15 protein-coding genes are annotated in these 13,631 nt (G+C 30.8%); 14 read left to right on the forward strand and 1 reads right to left on the reverse strand.

Annotation, left to right across the window (positions count from 1 at the left end):
* Positions 1–39 precede the first annotated feature (39 nt).
* From QMG30_RS21525 to QMG30_RS21560, 8 genes are all read left to right on the forward strand, one after another.
* Entirely contained in the window at positions 40–852 is an 813-nt protein-coding gene (locus tag QMG30_RS21525) for an ABC transporter permease (RefSeq protein ID WP_281819069.1), read from the forward strand.
* A 15-nt stretch (positions 853–867) separates the two neighbouring features.
* Positions 868–1,659, forward strand: a complete 792-nt coding sequence (locus QMG30_RS21530; protein WP_281819071.1) for an ABC transporter ATP-binding protein — start codon at positions 868–870, stop codon at positions 1,657–1,659.
* Entirely contained in the window at positions 1,660–2,475 is an 816-nt protein-coding gene (locus QMG30_RS21535) for an ABC transporter permease (RefSeq protein WP_281819072.1), read from the forward strand.
* A gap of 147 nt (positions 2,476–2,622) precedes the next feature.
* Positions 2,623–3,693 carry an FAD-binding protein gene (locus QMG30_RS21540; protein WP_281819073.1) on the forward strand — a complete coding sequence of 357 codons (1,071 nt, stop codon included), beginning with the start codon at positions 2,623–2,625 and terminating at the stop codon, positions 3,691–3,693.
* Between the two features lie 144 nt (positions 3,694–3,837).
* Positions 3,838–4,380 carry a GNAT family N-acetyltransferase gene (locus QMG30_RS21545; RefSeq protein WP_281819075.1) on the forward strand — a complete coding sequence of 181 codons (543 nt, stop codon included), beginning with the start codon at positions 3,838–3,840 and terminating at the stop codon, positions 4,378–4,380.
* Positions 4,381–4,399: 19 nt separating this feature from the next.
* Positions 4,400–5,146, forward strand: coding sequence for an MBL fold metallo-hydrolase (locus QMG30_RS21550; RefSeq protein ID WP_281819076.1), 747 nt, complete (start codon positions 4,400–4,402; stop codon positions 5,144–5,146).
* Between the two features lie 62 nt (positions 5,147–5,208).
* Complete coding sequence (locus tag QMG30_RS21555) at positions 5,209–6,258, forward strand: hypothetical protein (protein ID WP_281819077.1); 1,050 nt, start codon at positions 5,209–5,211, stop codon at positions 6,256–6,258.
* Positions 6,259–6,298: 40 nt separating this feature from the next.
* The gene (locus QMG30_RS21560; protein WP_281819079.1) at positions 6,299–6,898 is read left to right on the forward strand and encodes a class I SAM-dependent methyltransferase; all 600 of its coding nucleotides are present in this window, start codon (positions 6,299–6,301) and stop codon (positions 6,896–6,898) included.
* 57 nt (positions 6,899–6,955) lie between these two features.
* On the opposite strand, the gene QMG30_RS21565 is transcribed toward QMG30_RS21560, so the two are convergent.
* Positions 6,956–7,729: a Crp/Fnr family transcriptional regulator gene (locus QMG30_RS21565; RefSeq protein WP_281819081.1), complete on the reverse strand. Its 774-nt coding sequence runs from the start codon at positions 7,727–7,729 to the stop codon at positions 6,956–6,958.
* A 164-nt stretch (positions 7,730–7,893) separates the two neighbouring features.
* Between QMG30_RS21565 and QMG30_RS21570 the strand changes: the two genes are divergently transcribed.
* The 6 genes from QMG30_RS21570 to QMG30_RS21595 are packed head-to-tail and all read left to right on the forward strand — an operon-like array spanning position 7,894 to position 13,629.
* Positions 7,894–9,933 carry a nucleoside hydrolase gene (locus QMG30_RS21570; RefSeq protein WP_281819082.1) on the forward strand — a complete coding sequence of 680 codons (2,040 nt, stop codon included), beginning with the start codon at positions 7,894–7,896 and terminating at the stop codon, positions 9,931–9,933.
* Between the two features lies 1 nt (position 9,934).
* Positions 9,935–10,501: a CD3072 family TudS-related putative desulfidase gene (locus QMG30_RS21575; protein ID WP_281819084.1), complete on the forward strand. Its 567-nt coding sequence runs from the start codon at positions 9,935–9,937 to the stop codon at positions 10,499–10,501.
* 41 nt (positions 10,502–10,542) lie between these two features.
* A complete protein-coding gene (locus QMG30_RS21580) occupies positions 10,543–11,157 on the forward strand; it encodes an ECF transporter S component (protein ID WP_281819086.1) in 615 nt (204 codons plus the stop codon).
* A 15-nt stretch (positions 11,158–11,172) separates the two neighbouring features.
* Positions 11,173–11,964 carry an energy-coupling factor transporter transmembrane component T family protein gene (locus tag QMG30_RS21585; protein WP_281819087.1) on the forward strand — a complete coding sequence of 264 codons (792 nt, stop codon included), beginning with the start codon at positions 11,173–11,175 and terminating at the stop codon, positions 11,962–11,964.
* Positions 11,952–12,812, forward strand: a complete 861-nt coding sequence (locus QMG30_RS21590; protein ID WP_281819088.1) for an energy-coupling factor ABC transporter ATP-binding protein — start codon at positions 11,952–11,954, stop codon at positions 12,810–12,812. Before QMG30_RS21585 ends, QMG30_RS21590 begins: the two co-directional genes overlap by 13 nt.
* 1 nt (position 12,813) lies before the next feature.
* Entirely contained in the window at positions 12,814–13,629 is an 816-nt protein-coding gene (locus QMG30_RS21595) for an energy-coupling factor ABC transporter ATP-binding protein (RefSeq protein ID WP_281819089.1), read from the forward strand.
* The last annotated feature ends 2 nt before the right edge of the window (positions 13,630–13,631 follow it).

The raw sequence follows: 13,631 nt of genomic DNA on the forward strand, positions 1-13,631 counted from the left end.
CTCTATATGGCCGATTATTATGAAAGGAAGTGTCTTATTTTGAACATTTATGTTTTTAAGGCGAACGTATACAAATATTTTATAACTTTGTATCGAGCCTATCCAAGAAGTTTTTTTATATCCAGTATACTATCTATAACCTATACCCTTCTTTATTCTTTTATTCTGTACGAATATGTTTTTGATGGTCAGGTTGACAGTGCTTTTGTAAGTCAAGTAGGAACCAGCAATTATATGGGTTACATATTAGTAGGGGCTATGGTATATTCTTTTACCGTAAGTACTTTACTTAATGTCAGCAGAAGTCTTATTACTGAAAAAAGATTAGGGACATTGGAAAGTGTAATGCTGGCACCATATAATAGAGGCTTATACTTCTTAGCTTATATGGTAGCCCAGACAATCCATACCTTTGGAGAATTGGTTTTCGCTATACCTATTCTATTATTATTCAGAGTAAGATTCGCTTATTTTGATTTCCTATCATTCTTAGTGGTTCTAATAATATCACTATTTGCTTTTTTGGGACTTTCATTACTATTAGCTAATCTGATGTTGTATACGAGAGATACATATATATCACAGAATACTTTATTTACAGTGATGTTTTTAATATGTGGGATTAATTTTCCTATAACGTATTTACCTGATTTTGTGTCTAAGATATCTTATTTCATACCAGTTACTCATTCTATAGAGCTATTTAGAGGGATATTATTAAGAGGGGAGACTGTAGGAACTCAGATAAATTCAGTTGTTGCATTAATATTACAAGGTTTTGTATATACGGTAATAGGTTTTTTAACACTAAAAAAAGTGGAAAAGATTGCACTTGAAAAAGTTGATGGATGAAAGGATTGATTATATATGATAAAAGTTAGGGATTTGACTAAAGTATATGTTGTAAAAGAAAAGAAAGGTTTTTTGAAGAAGAGTAAAAAACACTTAGCAGCAGTTGATAAACTTAGTTTCAATATAAAAAAAGGTGAGATTACTGGATTGTTAGGTATTAATGGTGCTGGTAAAACAACTACAGTTAAGATGCTTTCAACTCTCCTTGAACCTACAGAAGGTGATATATCATACGATGGTAAGTATCTTAAGAAGAATGAAAAATTGATTAAGAGAAAAGTCAATATGATAGCTGGTGGAGAGAGAATGATATATTGGAGGTTGACTGCTAAAGAAAACCTTAGATATTTTGGGAGTATGTATGGTTTGCATGGTAAAGAGTTGCAAGAGAGAATGGAGTATTTATTAGAGCTAGTGGGGCTACAGGATAAAGCGGATATTCCTGTAGAGAAATTTTCTAAGGGTATGAAGCAGAGATTGCAGATTGCAAGAGGTCTGATTAATGATCCTGATTATATTTTCTTGGATGAACCTACTCTTGGACTTGATGTTCAGATAGCTAAAGAAATGAGAGAGTTTTTTGTTAGATTAGTGAAAGAGGATAATAAAGGTATTCTATTGACGACTCATTATATGAAGGAAGTCGAAGAGCTATGCAGATATATCTATATTTTGAATGAGGGAAAGTTATTGAGAGAAGGGACTGTTAAAGATATAACTAAATTGTCTACAGCGAAAGATAGTAAATTAGAGAATGTTCTATTGAAGATGGCACAAGATGTAAATAAACAAAGGGACGTGATATAAATGAATTTCATTAGATTGGTATTGGCTAATGTCAGAGCACAATATAAAAATTATTTTTTTAGTAAGAGGATTTATCTATCTCTATTCATATGGCCTGTTATTGAATTCATAAATATCTATTATACATATAAACCTTTCAATAATGATATTCTGTTAAATAAGATAGGTTTGAAGCATGATGAAGAAATATATCTATATCTATTGATTGGATTTGTTGCTATGAGATTTTTCTATACACTCATACAATCTGCATGGCAATCAAGTTATCTATTAAGATATTCTGGGGCATTAGAATTGATATATATGTCTCCATCCAGTAGAATGGCTATGCTCATAGGTAATAGTATAGCTTCATTATTTGGAAGTGTTTGGATGTTCATAATATTTGCATCTGGTATGATTGTGATTTTCAAAGATTTTCTACAGATTAATATTCTATCAGCTCTAGTCAGTATATTGTTATTATGTGTTTTGGCTGTTATCTGGGGCGTATTCTTGAATAGTTTGTTTTTATTATCACGAGATAGTGGATTTTTATATACAATATTTCAAGGACCCATTGATATGTTTACAGGTGCTAAAATGCCATTTAGTTATATGCCATTATGGGCTAAGATCATTGGATATATATTTCCTCTTACATATATAATAATAGTTCTTAGAAAAGCATTAATGTATGATGCAGGATTTGTTGAGCTGTTACCAGATTTTATAATATGTTCTCTCATAGGAACGTTTTTATTAATAATCTCACATTTGATGATGAAAATCGGTGAGAGAAATGCAATGGAAAACGGCACAGCAACATTATTTTAATATGTGTTGCATATATCTGAATAGTGCAATGTAGTTTATTGAAAAACAATAAATAATTATTAATAAACATTGACATTTTACTTGTATAACAATATAATAAATGTAAATCTTGAAGTTATTATTAATATGAGTAAAGGAGTCAATAGCATGTATGATGTAGTTGTAATAGGTGCAGGACCAGCAGGTTCAACTTTAGCTAGAATGCTTAATAAAGGGTTTAAGGTTCTGATACTTGATAAAAGGAATCTTAATGATAATAGTGATTACATGAGAGAAAAATGCTGTGGAGGTCTTATTGCTCCAGATGCACAGAAAATGTTAGCTCATCTAGGTATAGGTATTCCAGAAGAAGTCTTGACAGGACCTCAGATGTTCAGCGTTAAGTCTATAGATTTTGATAATAGATTGGTAAGACATTATCAGAGACATTATATAAATGTGGATAGAGAGAAGTTTGACAGATGGCTTGTATCTCTTATACCTCATTCTGTTGATATAAAGTTTAATTGTATATTCAAATCTTTTAAAAAACAAGATGGTTATATCGAAGTTAAATATAGAGATGATGATAGAGAACATATTGTAAAGACTAAGATATTAGTGGGAGCGGATGGTGCTATATCAAGAGTAAGGAAACAGGCTTTTACTCATGGTGCTATACCTGATACATATGTTTCTATCCAAAGATGGTATAAAACTAATAATGAAATGCCATATTATACATCTATATTTGACAGAGATATAACTGATTTTTATTCATGGATAATACAGAAAGGCAAATATTTGTTAATAGGTTCTGCTATACCTGATGATAATGAAGCTAATAAGAAATTTGATTTGATGATAGATAGGCTTAGAGATTATGGATTTGATATAGGTGAAGAGTGTAAGAGAACAGGAACTATGATTATGAGAACTAGGAGACTCAAGCAGATTAAAACAACTAATGCTAATATTGCTTTAATAGGTGAAGCAGCAGGATTCATAAGTCCTAGTTCTGCTGAAGGGATAAGTTATGCACTTAAGAGCGGAGCGATGTTAGCACATAGTATTAATAAATGTAATGTTGATTTTGCCAGAGATTATAATATTAGAATTAAAAGTATCAAATCAAATATTATTATCAAGAACATAAAAGCTTCAATAATGTATAATAGATTTCTCAGAAAAATTATTATGATTTCAAAAGTATTAAGTATGAATGTGGAAGATGTATGACTCAATTGACAAAAAGATGTACTTTAAATATAATTATTATATGTGATTTAAACGACTTATTATATTGAATCTGGTAATAATAAGTATTATAATAAAAGCTTAGTTACATTATAAAATTTATATAATAGATTAGGGGTATTAATGATGAATGGAGAAGGTCTGATTATACGTGAATTAGAGTTAAATGATATTAAAGAAAATTTACTAGACAACTACAGTAGATACCAAGAAATAAATAAAGCATGGTGTATAGAGAATAATAAGAAGATCATAAAAGACATGAATATGATTGAAGATTGGAATTATGATGCAATACAAAAAGTGATTAAAGAGTTAAAGGATAATATCATGAATCACGGTAAAGTATTTGCAGCTTATATAGAAAATAAGTTGATAGGATTCGCATCATTAAGTGGTGTATTGTATGGAGAAAATAATCAATATCTGAAATTATCCAAAATACAAGTTTCCAACGATTGTAGAGGCAAAGGTATAGGTAAAAAATTATTTGATTGTTGTATAGATGAAGCAAAAAGACATGGAGCAAAGAAAATCTATATTTCAGGTAATCCTGCTGTAGAAACTCAAGGATTCTACAAGTCAATAGGATGTGTTGATGCAACATGGATAGATAGACGACAGGTAGAATTAGAACCTTATGATTGTCAGTTAGAATATGTCCTATAATAATTGAATGGAGGGTAAAATGGTACATACTAAAGTTGGTAATAGAGGAATACTCTTTACTTTTGATGAATTGAACAAGCCGCCATATGATTGTGTAACCAATGTATATGTTATAATAGGAGTGGATAATTATTTCATCTGCGATACTTATCTAGGCAAGTATTATATGAGAAAAATCAAGAAATTCCTTGAAGATAATTATGGTAGTAAGGATTGTATTGTCTTTAATTCTCATAGTCACTGGGATCACATATGGGGAAATAGTGAATTCAGCAATGACATGATAATAGCACATGAGAAATGCAGAGATTACATTAGTATAAATGGCAAGCAGGAATTAGAGGAAAACATAAGTTTCACTAAGGAGAATATTGAAATAGTACTTCCTAACATAACATTTTCATCTAGCATAACATTTCATGAAGAAGGATTGAAATTCTTTCATAGCCCTGGACATAGTGAGGATTCCAGTTCATGTTATGATATGATAGATAATACATTATTTGTAGGAGATAATGTAGATGATCCAATACCATCTAGCATGGATAGTAATGATCTAGATAAATACTTGGATACTCTTAATCATTATCTGACCTACCAAGCACATAGAGTTGTTCAGAGTCATGGGAAAGTGATTGACGAGAACGTTATAAGAAGTAATATTGATTATATAAATAAACTCAAGAATAATGAATTTATGGAATTTCAATCAGAGGAAGTGATTAAGAAACATAAAGATAATCTTAAGTTCTTAAACATTGACTAATATATCAGTCATGAATAAGTAATAAGTGATAGTAGAAATATAATGATAGGATAGGTGAGAATATGAAAGGATCAAGAAGAATAATTTTATTACTAGGAATTATATTAACAGTGACATTTAGAATCAACAGTATAACTGTTAGTTGTGAAGAGAGTGAGATTGATAAATACTCTAGCTATAGATTGCTTTCAATAACAGCAAAACAGTTTTGTAATGGTACTGTCTTGGATAATGATGGGAAAGTCTGGTATGTACGTGGAGGAGGAATGGCAGTAGGATATTGTTTAGAGGGTCCTGATGAAATCCCTGGAATGGTTAATGCAGTATTGATTGGTGATAAAATAAGTTTATTAAGTAATGGAACTATATGGAGCTGGAACGTATATCCAATGGTCGAACATCAGTTAGGAGTGTTGCCTGATAATCTAGCAGTATCAGATATCGTTAAAATTTTTAATTATGATGATTATATATTCATTCTAGATAATAAAGGAGTATTATATTATATATATAGTTATGATAAGAAAATAGAAATGGGTTGTAACAGTTTTGGAATAACTAAGTTGCTAGAAAATGTAAAAGATATAGGTTATGGTTACATGTTGGACAATAATGGTAAAGTTTATTGGTTTGATATTACAAATGAAAATAATAAGGAAACTATTAAGCTTAATTTTGTTATGGATAATGTAAAACAATTGGTCTCAGGAGAGTATTACTCCTCATTATGTCTTAATAACAGCGGTGAGGTTTTTGGTTTAAATAATATAAAAGATATTAAAAAGGATAATTTAAGTTTACCAGTTAAGCTTACTTATATACCATTAATGAGAATGCTTTTTGATACTTGTAATCCATCTATTATTTTTGATTCAGTAGGAGAAGATATGGATGGAAATCTTGTTGGATTAAGATTTGGTAGTTATCCTATAGAAACTGAAAATCGTATAGAATATAAAAAACTAATTATTTATGATTATAGAGATATATTTATCCTAAATAGTAGACATGTTATTATAGTAAGAAATGATAATACTGTAAAAGATTGGTTTGCATGTTTTCCTAATGAATTTGATTTCATAAGCCCTGAAAATTTAGATAAACAGAAATAAATTATAAAAATAGTACTATAGACAAAGTGGGAGTGTGATTATGGAGAGCATAAAAGAGTTGATAACTGAGAGTTATAATAGAAATGCTTCATTAAGAAGTGACATAATTCCTGAATGGAAAGCAAAAGAAGTAGATAGATTTTTATCATATTGTAATAAAAACCATAATAAATTATTGGATCTGGGAGCTGGAGCAGGAACTTTTGCTAAGTATTATACTGACAAGGGATTAGATGTTTTATGTATTGACATATCTAAGAGTATGATTGAACTATGCAGGTCAAAGAATCTCAATGCAGAAGTAATGGATTTCTATAATCTGGACATAGAAGATAATCAATTTGACTATGTATGGTCAATGAATACATTATTGCATGTTCCCAAAAAAGATATTCGTATAGTTCTTAAGGAAGTTAAAAGGATTCTTAATGATGGTGGTATCTTTTATCTAGGTATGTATGGAGGTAAATGTGAGGAAGGTATATATGAACAAGATATATATGAACCTAAGCGATTTTTTGCTTCCTATACGAAAGATGAGTTGTTAGATATAGTTGGTTATTATTTTAAGGTTGAAGAATATAATGAAGTACTACGTAAAGGAGATAGAGATTTCCTATCTTGTATCTTAAGAAAATAAAATCAGAATCATAAATAAAAAATCATTACTCAGTGAGTAACGATTTTTTTTTGACTATTATTCGGCATCAATTAAAGTAGTTAAGGTTTCAGGATATATTTGAATTGGATAATGTTTTGTCTCAAGGTCGTTCGTACAGTAATGTTCAAGCTTATCATATTGCTTTTCTGTAATTGTTATCTTTCCGTTGATGACATCAAAATATTTTTGTTCACTTAAAATTTTGAGATGCCTATATAAACTGCGAAGATTGATATGTAGAAGATGGCTTATGGTTTTGCGGGTAGTAGTTATCTTATATGGAATATCAGTTTTATCACAGTTATTATAAATGTAAAGAAGTATGGTGTCATCAATATTGTAAAGTGCACGAATTTCTGCCATATCCATATAATACTGTCCAACATTAGCAAAATAGCATGTACATATATTGGAAACTATAAGGCTATTTTTCATGGCATGTTGAAATATTCGTACTGGTACTTCTAGATATACGGATTCTTTTGTGGTAATTATTGAGGCGGTGTATTTAGGAAGAGCGATAACTAGTTCCAGTAATCCAAAAATATAGGGAGAAACCATAGTATCTGCAACAATACCATTACCAAAAGAAGAGTAGACCATACATTTACAGCTTCCAACCAATAAAATATAAATTGAATTCACATTAAAGCCTTTGGTTAATATGTATGTATTTGTTTTAACTTTTTTATATTTACATAGGGTTAAATCTTTAGTGGGCTTTATTCCCTCCAAATCAGCATTGGAAATGTCCTTCTTCAAAAATAGTTTTAGCACTTTGCACAGATATTCGTCATAAAGATTGTACATAATTATTTCCTCCTTTTTAAATAAGATGACACTTGTCACTTGTATACTATGTATAATATGTTAATATAAATATAAAGAAAAAACAACCAAATTAACAAAACAATATTATAATTTTGCGTTTTTATTAAAATGTTCAATAAATAATTTTGAATTGGAGTGATGAAATGAATGAAAGTGTTAAAAAAGGAATTTTGCCTAGAGAACGTGTCATAATGTCGTTGTCACATGATGAAGTAGATAGAGTTCCTCTAGATTTTTGGGCAGTTCAAGAAACATGGGAAAAATTAATAAAATATTTTGGGACAAATGATAAAGAAAAGATTCTACAGAGATTACATATTGATGTTCGTCAGTTTCAACCAAAATATATTGGAAAACCTATTTTGAAAAATGATGATGGAACTTATTTTGATGCAATGGGTGTACATAGGCGAATTATAAAAAATGATTACTGTGAATATGAGGAATATGCAAGTTCCCCTCTTGGTTATGTTGAAAATATTAATGACTTTGCAAGTTATGATAGATGGCCTGATATAGATAATTATGATTTCATAGGGCTTTCAGATATTATTGGGGATGCTCATAAAACATATTATATCAAGATGGAAACAGGAGGGATATTTGAATTAGCATGGGCGCTTAGAGGGTATGAACGTTTTATGATGGATATGGTGCTCAATCCTGAGATAGCACATTACATTTTAGAAAGAATTACTGATTTTTGGTGTGAATTTGTTGAAAGATCAATGAAAAATGCTGGTAGTAAGATAGATATGGTTTATACGTATGATGATATTGGAACACAGAATTCTTTATTGATGTCAAAAGAAATGTGGAAAGAATTTCTTGAACCATGTCATAAAAGGCTGAATAAAGTCATTCACAAATACAAAAAAACGGTTATGTATCATTCTTGTGGTGCAATATATGATATTATCCATGAGCTTAAAAAATTACCCATAGATGTATTGAATCCTCTTCAACCTCGTGCAAAAGGTATGGATTTCAATAGAATCAAGAATAATTATGGAAAAGAACTTAGTTTTCACGGAGGTATTGACATTCAAGATACACTTCCAAACGGAAAAGAAGAGGATGTTCGAGAGGAAGTAAGGAATGCAATTGATATTCTGGGTAAAGATGGTGGATATATACTTACCAGTGCTCATTACATTCAGGGAGATACGCCTGTAGAAAATATTGTGGCTATGTATGATGAAGCAGTTAATTTCAAGAAAAATAAAAAAGGATATAGAAAAATTATGGGAAAACAAAAAATAATTATTGATACAGATTGCGGTTCAGATGATGCGATGGCAATTGCTATGGCTCTGAACGATCCAAATTATGAGATTTTATTTTTTTCAACAGTTGCTGGAAATGTAGATGTAGATCAGGCTACCTATAATACTTTGATGACCATAGAATATGCTGGAACTTATGAACCACCAGTGTATAGAGGATGTGATACTGCACTAATACGTAATATGGTATTTGCCCATGAGACCCATGGCATGGATGGTATGGGTGATATTGGCTTGAAAGTGAAAAATTCAAAACCTACTTCTGGACATGCTGTAAATAAGATTATAGAGGCACTTGATAAACATGATCCAGGAGAAATTGAAATCATCACATTAGGAACGTTAACTAATATTGCATTAGCTATTCGCCTTGCTCCTGATACAATGCGTAAAGTAAAACGAATTACAATTATGGGAACTGCTGGACTAGGAGTTGGGAATGTGACTCCAGTTGCAGAATTTAATATATGGCAAGATGCAGAGGCTGCCAAAATTGTTAATGATTTTGGAGTTCCGATAATGTATGTGGGATGGGATGCATGTATTGATGAAGCTATGCTGAATGAAGAGGAAATTAATCGTATAAGGAATAGTGGTGAACTTGGAAAATTCGTAATTGACTGTAACACTTGTCTAATGGAAATGAATAAGAAGCGTTTTGGAGAATATTGTCTTGATATGGCTGATCCTTCTGCGATTGCAGCAGCTTTAAATCATGAATGTATAAAAGAATGTGAAAAATATTATTGTGAAGTAGATACTTCATTTGGTCCAAGTTATGGTGGTGTTTTGGTAGACCAGTATCGTTTTAGTGAAAAAGAACCAAATGCTTATGTATGCAGCAAGTTGAAAGTTGATGTTTATAAAGATTATATTTTCAAAACTCTGGGGGCTTAATATGAAGCAGAAAATTATTATTGTTAGTCATTGCCTTTTGAATGTTGCTTCAAAAGTTGTAATGTATGAAGAGAAAGATATGGAAGCAGAGGAAGATTTAAGAAAACGCTTTATTAAGAAAGCTGTAGATAATGGTATTCAAATTATTCAGATGTCTTGCCCGGAATTCACACTATACGGACCAAAAAGATGGGGACATGTAAGCGAGCAATTTGATAATATCTTTTTTAGAAATCATTGTAAGAAAATATTGATTCCTATAATTAATCAAATCTTAGAATATAAAAATAATCCAGATCGTTTTGAAATATTAGGAATCGTAGGAATTGATGGAAGTCCCAGTTGTGGTGTTGATTATACTTGTACAGGAAAAAGTTGGTATGGGTGTATAACTGGTAGAGATGATAAAGTAATGGATATTGTTCACGATGTTTCTCTTTGTAAATCAGAAGGAATATTGATCCAGGTTTTGAGAGAATCACTAATGGAGTGTGGGTTAACAGATATTCCAATTACCAGTTTATTTGCAGAAGAACCAAATAAATGTTTGGATTTAGTAGACGAATGATTAAGTAAAGAATAACAATTATTAAACTAGGAGGAAAGAAAATGGCAAAAGAAAAGAAGTATTCTATTAAAACGGATTTTTCAATGATGGCACTGTTAATTATTCCTATTGCTGTAGCGGTTAATTTTGTAGGAGGGCAACTGGCTTCATTACTGAAATTACCAATGTATCTTGATACGATAGGAACAATTTTTGCAGCTATGCTTTGTGGACCATGGGTAGGAGCTGCAACTGGTTTACTAACAAATGTATTAACAGGTATAGCAAATCCAGTTAACTTTGCATTTATTCCTGTTAGTGTTGTATTAGGTCTAGTTACTGGATATCTATCAAGAAAAAATATGTTCAATGTTTGGTGGAAATGGTTGATTTCTATGATAATAATGGGATTAGTTTCCATAATAGTAGCTGCACCAATTGTTGTGTACGTATTCGGTGGCATTACAGGTGGTGGAACTTCCATTATTACAGCAACAGCTATGGCAGCTGGCGCAAATATTTGGGCAGCAGTTTTTGGTACTGAAGGTATATTTACAGTATTGGATAGAATAATTTCTTATTTCATTAGTTATGCAGTGATGAAAGTTATTCCAGAAAGAATACTTGTAAAATTAAGTTGTGGTGAAAATTTTATTAACAAAAATATATCAAAATAATAAGAGGTTGTTAATATGTGGAAAGAGAAACTAAAAGTTAAGAAAGATAATAAAATAGCAGCGTTACATCCATCTTCTAAGTTTTTGATTGTATGTCTATATATTTTGTGTGTAATAATTATCGGAACCATAAAAGTTGATACATATTCTATATTTCTGATTCCTTGGTTTCTGGTTGTTCCTATATTATGTTTGGCAAGTGGCGTATGGAAAGAATTTAGAAAAGCTATAAAGGCGGTATTATTCATAGCTGCGCTTATCTTTATTGTACAGAGTTTATTTATACCTAGTGAAATTATTGTATGGCGATGGAAATTCATAAAAGTATATAAAGCAGGACTTGCAAGTGGTATAGCATTATCATTTTCAATTCTTACTATAGCTGGTATTTTTATTTGGTATTTTAAGACGACTGAGAATAAAGAAATATCTAGAGTATTAGAAAATTCTGGTCTGAATTATAAAATTTGTTATGTTTTTATTAGTTCTCTACAAATGGTAAAAGTTTTGGGAAATAGTAGTAAAACTATTATGAATGCACAAAAGGCAAGAGGTGTGGAAACGGAAGGAAATATAATTGTAAGGAGCAAAGCATTCTTTCCATCCATGGTTCCCCTTATTCTTGGAGCAATTACCAATACTGAAGAACGAGTTTTGACTTTGGAATCAAAAGGATTTGATGTTAATGGTCCCAAGACACATTTGTTTGAAGTTGTTAAATCTGGAAATGAAAAATTAGCTGATGGTATTGCTATTATGATTACTGTAGCAATTTTAATATGGAGGATCTTATTATGGACACTGTAATAGAATTTGAAAATGTAACTTATAATTATCCTCTGACAGATAAACCAACAGTTAAAAACTTAAACTGTAAATTGGAAAAAGGTAAATTTTATGGAGTTATTGGAGAGAATGGTTCCGGAAAAACTACATTTTGCTTATTAATCAGAGGATTCGCTCCTAGTTTCTATCAAGGGGAACTAAAAGGTGAAGTATTGATAAATGGTAAACCTACCGTTGAATATAAAACAGGTGAACTGTCTCTAAAGATTGGATATGTATTTCAAAATCCCTTTAATCAGATTAGTGGTGTTAAAGAAACTGTTTTTGAGGAAATAGCTTTTGGTCTTGAGAATTTTGGTATTCCTGTGGATGAAATAGAAAAAAGAGTTATTGAAGTAATGGAATCTACCAAAATAAGTCATATAGCTGAGAAAAATCCATTTGAACTATCAGGAGGACAACAACAGAGAGTAGCTCTTGCATCTGTACTGGTTTTGAAACCGGATATTCTTGTTATAGATGAACCTACTTCTCAACTAGACCCAGAAGGTACGGAAAGCGTATTTGAGATAATCGCTAAGTTAAAGGAAAGTAAGAAAACGGTAATATTAGTTGAGCATAAGATAGACTTAATTGCAGAATATGCTGATGAAATTATTGTTCTAGAAAAAGGAGAAATGATAAGATTTGGTGATAAACAAGAAATTTTGAGTGATATTTCTTTGATAGAACATGGAGTACAGCTTCCTCAAATGGCTATTCTTGGTAATGAATTGATGAAACAGGGCATCCCTCTGGATTATATCCCAGTAACAGAAAAACAAGCAGAAAAAGTAATTGGAAAAGTTACCCTAAAGGAGGAGAAATGAAATGTCATATATTTCTCTAGGCAATGTTACCTTTGCATATCCCAATGGATTCGTTGCAGTTGATGAAGCAAATATAAATATCAATAAAAATGAAAATGTTGCAATTATCGGTCAAAATGGTGCGGGAAAAACTACTACCGTAAAGATGTTTAACGGTCTATTAAAACCTACTAAGGGTGATGTTTTAATTGGAGATATGAATACAAAAGATTATACGACAGCGCAAATATCAAGAAAGGTTGGATATGTTTTTCAAAATCCAGATGATCAGATTTTTCATTCAACTGTATATGATGAGGTAGTATTTGGACCTAGGATGATGAAAATAGAGAAAGAAAAATTAACTGAGATAGTGGACTATGCATTAGATATAACTGGATTGAGTGAAGTAAGTAAGGAAAACCCTTATAATCTTCCATTATCTATAAGAAAATTTGTTACTATTGCAGCCGTTATCGCTATGGATACTGAGGTCATGATTTTTGATGAACCAACTGCAGGTCAAGATCTTGTAGGTAATAAACGCTTAGCAAGTATTTTGAAAGAATTACATAAAAAAGGTAAAACCGTGATAACAATTTCTCATGATATGGAGTTCGTTACAAATAATTTTAATCGAATAATTGTAATGGCAAATAAAAAAGTAGTCAAAACCGGTACTCCAAAAGAGATATTCTGGGATTTTGAAACAATGGATAAAGCCATGTTGAAGCAAACTTATGTATCACAGTTATGTAGAAAATTGAAAATCGGAAACAATGTTATTTCCATAGAAGAAGCAGTAGAAAGCATAAAAGAAATATATGATAGAGGTTAATA

This window comes from Vallitalea longa (genome assembly GCF_027923465.1).
GTDB lineage: Bacteria > Bacillota > Clostridia > Lachnospirales > Vallitaleaceae > Vallitalea > Vallitalea longa.

Coding starts and splice junctions, on each gene's coding strand:
- QMG30_RS21530 (WP_281819071.1), top strand. CDS start 868: ATGATAAAAGTTAGGGATTTGACTAAAGTATATGTTGTAAAAGAAAAG.
- QMG30_RS21535 (WP_281819072.1), top strand. CDS start 1,660: ATGAATTTCATTAGATTGGTATTGGCTAATGTCAGAGCACAATATAAA.
- QMG30_RS21540 (WP_281819073.1), top strand. CDS start 2,623: ATGTATGATGTAGTTGTAATAGGTGCAGGACCAGCAGGTTCAACTTTA.
- QMG30_RS21545 (WP_281819075.1), top strand. CDS start 3,838: ATGAATGGAGAAGGTCTGATTATACGTGAATTAGAGTTAAATGATATT.
- QMG30_RS21550 (WP_281819076.1), top strand. CDS start 4,400: ATGGTACATACTAAAGTTGGTAATAGAGGAATACTCTTTACTTTTGAT.
- QMG30_RS21555 (WP_281819077.1), top strand. CDS start 5,209: ATGAAAGGATCAAGAAGAATAATTTTATTACTAGGAATTATATTAACA.
- QMG30_RS21560 (WP_281819079.1), top strand. CDS start 6,299: ATGGAGAGCATAAAAGAGTTGATAACTGAGAGTTATAATAGAAATGCT.
- QMG30_RS21565 (WP_281819081.1), bottom strand. CDS start 7,729: ATGTACAATCTTTATGACGAATATCTGTGCAAAGTGCTAAAACTATTT.
- QMG30_RS21570 (WP_281819082.1), top strand. CDS start 7,894: ATGAATGAAAGTGTTAAAAAAGGAATTTTGCCTAGAGAACGTGTCATA.
- QMG30_RS21575 (WP_281819084.1), top strand. CDS start 9,935: ATGAAGCAGAAAATTATTATTGTTAGTCATTGCCTTTTGAATGTTGCT.
- QMG30_RS21580 (WP_281819086.1), top strand. CDS start 10,543: ATGGCAAAAGAAAAGAAGTATTCTATTAAAACGGATTTTTCAATGATG.
- QMG30_RS21585 (WP_281819087.1), top strand. CDS start 11,173: ATGTGGAAAGAGAAACTAAAAGTTAAGAAAGATAATAAAATAGCAGCG.
- QMG30_RS21590 (WP_281819088.1), top strand. CDS start 11,952: ATGGACACTGTAATAGAATTTGAAAATGTAACTTATAATTATCCTCTG.
- QMG30_RS21595 (WP_281819089.1), top strand. CDS start 12,814: ATGTCATATATTTCTCTAGGCAATGTTACCTTTGCATATCCCAATGGA.